Genomic DNA, 6,119 nt, shown 5'->3' with positions numbered 1-6,119 from the left:
ACCTCAAAGCACCCTTCCGCATCCTCCGCGCCGCCCAGCCCTTCATCAAGACCCACCCCACCGACCACCACCGCAAAGTCGTCAACATCTCGTCGACATCGGGGGTCTACGGAAACGCGGGGCAGGCGAACTACGGTGCGGCCAAAGCCGGGACGATCGGTCTGACGAAGACGCTCGCCAAGGAGTGGGGGCGGTACAAGGTCAACGTCAACGCCGTCGCCTACGGCTTCATCCTCACCCGCATGACCGAGGCCACCGCCGACGACGACACCTACGTCGAGATCGAAGGCCGCAAGATCAAGGTCGGCATGAACCCCGATCGGGCGGCGATGGCCGCGACGGTCATCCCGTTCGGACGGCCCGGGACGCCGCGGGAGGCGGCCGGAGCGGTGTACGCGCTATGCCTGCCGGAGACCGACTACGTCAACGGCCAGTGCCTCGTGGTGGACGGCGGCCGCGTCTAGGCCGACCATCCCCCGCAACACCCACCAGCAGGTGACAGCCCCTTCGCATGCGGACGCACCCCTCGCGGTACGTGCCTCCATGGCAGGGCCCTGCGATACGGCCATATGAAGGCGTCAAGTTAGCATTGCTTCACAAGTGCGGGGACGGGCGAAGGCGGCCCGCACTCGGATACAGGCCGGGCCTCGGCCGCCTGCCCCTGCGGAGAGATCGGAACGCCATGGCAACGCGCAGGCCGCCCAACCGGAAGGCACAGATCCTCGAAGCGGCGGGTGTCCTCTTTCGCGAGCGCGGCTACCACAATGTCTCGGTGGCCGAGGTCGCCGAAGCGGCGGGCATCACCGCGCCCGCGGTCTACCGGCACTTCCGGAACAAGGAAGAACTGCTGCTGGACGCCGTCCTGGGCAGCCTCGACGCGGTCGAAGGCCGGATCCGGGACGCGGCGGGGCTCGACGACATGCTGCGCGCCATGGCATCGGCGGCGGTCACCCGGCGATCTGTTGCCGCGTTGTGGGAACGGGAGGCGCGACACCTCCCGGACGCGCAGCGCGGCTTGGTCCAGAACCGCGCGTCCGACGTCACCGAGCGCCTTGCGGGACGGGTTCGCGAGGCGCGCCCCGATGTCGAGGCCGCCGACAGCCGGCTCGTCGCGCTCGCCATGCTCGCGGTGATGGCGAGCACGTCACGCCACCGGCTGTCCTTGCCCCGACGGCGGTTCGAGGCCCTGCTGCACCAGCTCGGCGAACGGGTTCTGCGCTGTCCGCTGCCCGCGCCCGCCGCGACGGCCGCGCCGCGGCCGCCGCGAGCGGTGGCCGCGTTGCAGCCTTCGCGGCGCGAGCAGGTGCTGGCCGAGGCGACCCGGCTGTTCGACGAACGCGGCTTCCAGTCGGTCGCGATGGCCGACATCGGGGAGGCCGTGGGGATCGTAGGGTCGGGGGTATACCGCCACTTCGCCACCAAGACCGACATCCTGATCGCGGCGACGAGCCGCGGTGGGGACCGGATGCTCGTGGCATTCGACCAGGCCGTCAGCCGCGCGTCCAGCCCGCGGAACGCGGTCGAGGCGGCATTCCGCTCCCATGTACAGCTCGGCGTCGAACAGTCCCACGTCATCGGTGTGATCACCAATGAGCGCGAGCAACTCCCCGAGCGGGAACGCACGGCGCTGCGCCGGTTCCAGCGCGAGTACCTGGAGATGTGGGTCCGGCTGTTGGACCAGGCCGTGCCGGGCCGCGACCCGGTGGAGACCCGCATGATCGTTGTGGCTGCCCAGGGCATGGCCCGGTATGTGGTGCGGTGGGCGCGCCCGGCGCCTGACCAAGAACTGGTCGAACGCGTCGTGGCCATGGGCACGGCCCTGTTGTTGCCTGACTAGAGCCCCTCGACGACGCTGCGGTCACGCCCGGGGCAGGAGCACCGCGGTGCTGATCGCGGCGAGGCGTTCGGACAGGTCGGGGCGGCGGTGCAGGGCTCCGGTGCGGACCGCGTTGTCGATCACCGTCAGCACGGCGCTGACGGTGATGCGCGCCTCGCCGGGCTCCAGGCCGGGGCGCGCCCGGACGAGAAGTTCCGTCCACAGCGCGAGGTAGTCGCGCTGAGCCTCCCGGGCGGCCCGTCGGTCCTGTTCGGGGAGTTGATCGAGCTCGGCGACGAGAACCCCGATCAGGTGGCGATGCTCCTGGGCGAAGCGGAGGTAGGAAGCCAGGAGGCGTTCGACCGCGTCCCGATCGGCGGTGGCGGCATCCAAAGCTTCCTGGGTCGCGGCACGGCGATGCTCACCTGCTCGTGACACGGCTGCCACCAGCAGTTCGGACTTGCCGGCGAAGTGCTTGTACAGGCTGGGTCCGCTGACTCCGGTGGCGGCACCGATGTCGTCGATGCTCACCGACTGGTAGCCGTGCTCGTCGAAAAGCCTGGTGGCTTCCGCGAGGATCTCCTCGCGCCGGGAAGCCACACTTCGGGCCAGGCCCAGTCCATGCAGGGATGGGCCGGCCACCCCCGGGCCGGGCCGGGCGACGGAGTGGACAGCGGTACGCGCCAGTCCGGCCAGGAGGTCCTCGAACCTCCGCGGGGGCAGTGTGTAGTGGTGGGTGGACACGCTCCCGAACACCGAGAGGGCTGTCCATGCCGCGAGTTCGGTATCCGCTTCGGAGTAGGCGGGCAGGCTGCGGCCAGTCAGCGCGGCCAGGCGGGACGCGATGTCGGAGAGGTGTTGGCGCAGTGCCTCGTAATCTTCGGCGGGCAGGTGCCGGGCCTCGCGCTGCCACAGTGTCGCCGAGCCGCGGTGGGCGACCGCGTGCGCGGCGGACCGGCTCAGGTAGGTCTCGAGATCCGCAGCTTGGTCGACGCGCTCGGCGATGCCGTCGATGGTGGCGGTGACCACATGGAGCAGCAGATCCCGCTTGTTGCGGAAGTGCCGGTACAGCGCGGGTGCGGTGATTCCTACCGCCGATGCGACGTCGGCGAGGGAGACATTGTGGAAGCCGCGCTCGCAGAACAGCTCCCCGGCGGCGGCCAGCACGCGGTCGCGCCGGTCGGCGGGGCGGCGGCCCGCACCGCGCCTGGTGGCATCCTTCTGCATCGGTGGTACTCCTCGTCGCTGCTGGTGCCGCTGACCAGCGGCGTTCGGCGGCGTGGCGGTGCACGGCCGGACCTGTCGGACCCTAGCCGACCGGGCCGTGTCGTTGCAGGTGCATGATCTCCTCGTCGGTGAGTCCGGCTTCTGCGAGCACGGCCAGGCTGTGTTCGCCGAGGACGGGCGCGGGCCGCGGTGCGGAGGCGGGGGTGCCGAGGAAGCGGGGCGCGGGGGCAGGTTGCGGGAAGCCGTCGTCGGTCGTGTAGGTGCCCCTGGCGGCATTGTGCGGATGAGCAGCGGCTTCGACAAAGGACAGGACCGGGGTGACGCACGCGCCTCGGCCGTCGAACGCCTCTGTCCATGCATCGCGGGGGCGCGAGGCGAAAAGATCGCCGAGTCGGACAGCCATCGCCGGCCACGCGGCGGTGTCGCCCTGGTGCTCGAACAGCGGATCCCCGGTGAGCCCGAGGACGCGCAGGAACGCTGCGTAGAACTGCGGTTCGACGCATCCCACGGCAACGTGGAGCCCGTCCGCACAGCGGTAGGTGCGGTAATACGGCGCCGCTCCGTCGTAGGGGTTCGCGGCGCGTCGGTCCTGCCAGCGGCCGGTGGCCATCAAGCCGTGCACGAGGGCGAGTTGCAGCGCGGTGCCGTCGGTCATGGCGGCGTCGACAACCTGGCCGGCACCGGTGGCGCGGGCGGAGACGAGTGCGGCGGTGACGCCCAGGGCGAGGAGCATGCCGCCACCGCCCATGTCGCCGATGAGGTTGAGCGGGACGACGGGGTCGCCGTCGGCCGGCCCGATGGCGCCGAGGGCCCCGGCGATCGCGATGTAGTTGATGTCGTGGCCGGGTTGGTCGGCGAACGGCCCGTCCTGCCCCCAGCCGGTGATGCGCCCGTACACCAGTCTCGGGTTCGCCGCCAGGCAGACCTCGGGCCCCAGCCCGAGGCGCTCGGTGACTCCGGGCCGGAATCCCTCGACGAGCGCGTCGGCGGTGCTGATCAGGATCCGGGCGGCGCGGGCGCCCTCGGGGTCCTTCAGGTCGAGGGTGACCGAGCGCCGGTTACGGTGCAGGATCGGATGGGCACTGGGTTTGCCGTGGTCGGCGGGCCGGTCGATGCGGATGACGTCGGCGCCCAGGTCGGCGAGGATCATCCCGCAGAAGGGGCCCGGGCCGATGCCGCCGAGTTCGACCACGCGGGTACCCGCGAGCGGGCCTGCGGTAGGGCTGGTCGTCATGGTGCGTGAACTTCCTTGCCGTCGGGGCTGTGTGCGTCGCATGCGCTGCCGAGGCGATGGCAGACCGAGCGGAGACTCTCCGTCTCGCCGCTGGGCCCGCCACCGCGACCGGGCCCGGACGCGCTACAACCCCATGTCCTTGGCGATGATGGTCTTCATGACCTCGCTGGTGCCGCCGTAGATGCGGGTGACGCGGGTGTCGCCGTACAGGCGGGCGATCGGGTACTCGAGCATGTAGCCGTACCCGCCGTGCAGTTGCAGGCACTTGTCGATCACGCGGCCGGCCGCCTCGGTGCAGAACAGCTTGATCTTCGCGGCGTCGACCGGAGTCAGCTCACCGGCGTCGTCCGCTTCGATCCCGCGGTCGACCAGAGCTTGGGCCGCTTCGACTTCGGCGGCGCACTCGGCGAGCACGAACTTGGTGTTCTGGAAGGCCGCGACGGGCCTGCCGAACACCATGCGTTCACGGGTGTAGTCACGGGCGAAAGAGATCGCCGCAGTCGCGGCCGACACCGCGTTGACGCCGATGGAAAGCCGTTCGCGCGAGAGGTTCTGGCCGAGGTACGAGAAGCCCTTGTTCTCCTCGCCCAGCAGATTCTCCACCGGCACCCGGACGTCGGTGAAGGACAGTTCGGAGGTGTCGGACGCGTGCAGGCCGACCTTCTCCAACTGCCGCCCGTACGCGAATCCGTCGCTGCCGGTCTCGACGACCAGCAGGCTCAGGCCGTATCGGCGGTCGTCGTCGGTCGCAGCCGCGGTGCGCACGGCCACGACGCACAGTTCGGAGTTGAGGGCGCCGGTGATAAACGTCTTGGCGCCGTTGAGGATGTAGTGGGTGCGGTCCTCGGAGAGCTTCGCGGTGGTGCGGATGCCGGCGAGGTCCGAGCCGGTGCCCGGTTCGGTCATCGCGATGCACAGGACGGTCTCTCCTGCGGCGATGCCGGGCAGCCAGCGCCGCTTCTGCTCGTCGTTCGCCAGTCGGAGAAGGTACGGCAGGACGATTCCCGTGGTCACGGAGTAGTGGCCCAGCCCGACACCCGCACGGGCGACTTCCTCGGCGATGACAGCTTGGAACTTGTAGCTGGTCGGTCCGGCCCCGCCGTACTCCTCGGGGATGTCGAAACCCATCACGCCCAGATCGCCAAGCTTGTGGAACAGGTCGCGCGGGGTACGGCGGGCGGCCTCCCAGGCGGGGAAATGGGGGGTGACTTCCTTGGCAATGAAGTCCCGGACCACTGTGCGGAACGCGTCATGGTCCTCGTTGTAGATCGTGCGCTTCATGGCAAAGGTTCCTGATCTGTGGGTCGGCGGAGGCTGGTGACGAGCGGGCGCGGTCGGCGAGGTGCCGCGCCCGCCGCGGCGGTTCCGATACGGAGGTTCAGCGGGCACCGCCGTCGACGGTGACGACCTGGCCGCTGATGTAGTCGGCCTCCCGCGTGCACAGCAGGTAGACCGCGCCGGCGGCCTCGGCGGGCGTACCCGGGCGGCCCAGCGGGTTGGTGCGCGCGACGGCCCCGGCGATCTGCGGGCTGACACCGACCTTGATCTTGCGGCCTTCGATCTCGACGTAGGTGTCGTCGTCGGCGGTGGCCTCGGTCATGCGGGTGAGGATGAAGCCGTAGGCGACGGCGTTGACGTTGACCTTGTACCGCCCCCACTCCTTGGCCATCGTCTTCGTCAGACCGATGACCCCCGCCTTGGCCGCCGAGTAGTTCGCCTGGCCGGGGTTGCCGTACTGACCGGACACCGACGAGATGTTGACGACTTTGCGGTGGTGGTCGGTGGGGTGGGTCTTGATGAAGGGCTGGGCGGCGCGGAGGATGCGGAAGGGTGCTTTGAGGT

At 70.1% G+C, this 6,119-nt stretch carries 6 protein-coding genes; 2 read left to right on the top strand and 4 right to left on the bottom strand.

Features of this window, described 5'->3' with window-relative positions:
* The coding region (locus tag LZ495_RS43485; protein ID WP_235058842.1) for an SDR family NAD(P)-dependent oxidoreductase at positions 1–464 on the top strand (464 nt) is incomplete at its 5' end.
* A gap of 218 nt (positions 465–682) precedes the next feature.
* Positions 683–1,837 (top strand): TetR/AcrR family transcriptional regulator, encoded by a 1,155-nt coding sequence (locus LZ495_RS43480; RefSeq protein ID WP_235058841.1) that lies wholly within the window; start codon positions 683–685, stop codon positions 1,835–1,837.
* Between the two features lie 21 nt (positions 1,838–1,858).
* On the opposite strand, the gene LZ495_RS43475 is transcribed toward LZ495_RS43480, so the two are convergent.
* The 4 genes from LZ495_RS43475 to LZ495_RS43460 all read right to left on the bottom strand — a co-directional run.
* Complete coding sequence (locus LZ495_RS43475) at positions 1,859–3,043, bottom strand: TetR/AcrR family transcriptional regulator (protein WP_235058840.1); 1,185 nt, start codon at positions 3,041–3,043, stop codon at positions 1,859–1,861.
* 82 nt (positions 3,044–3,125) lie between these two features.
* Complete coding sequence (locus tag LZ495_RS43470) at positions 3,126–4,277, bottom strand: CaiB/BaiF CoA transferase family protein (RefSeq protein ID WP_235058839.1); 1,152 nt, start codon at positions 4,275–4,277, stop codon at positions 3,126–3,128.
* Positions 4,278–4,400: 123 nt separating this feature from the next.
* Positions 4,401–5,558, bottom strand: coding sequence for an acyl-CoA dehydrogenase family protein (locus LZ495_RS43465; protein ID WP_235058838.1), 1,158 nt, complete (start codon positions 5,556–5,558; stop codon positions 4,401–4,403).
* 97 nt (positions 5,559–5,655) lie between these two features.
* Positions 5,656–6,119, bottom strand: a 464-nt coding sequence (locus LZ495_RS43460; RefSeq protein WP_235058837.1) for an SDR family NAD(P)-dependent oxidoreductase, incomplete at its 5' end; no start/stop codon positions are given.

The organism is Yinghuangia soli, from assembly GCF_021502675.1.
GTDB lineage: Bacteria > Actinomycetota > Actinomycetes > Streptomycetales > Streptomycetaceae > Yinghuangia > Yinghuangia soli.
Note: the sequence above shows the minus strand (reverse complement) of the source record. Positions and strands in the feature narration are given on the sequence as shown.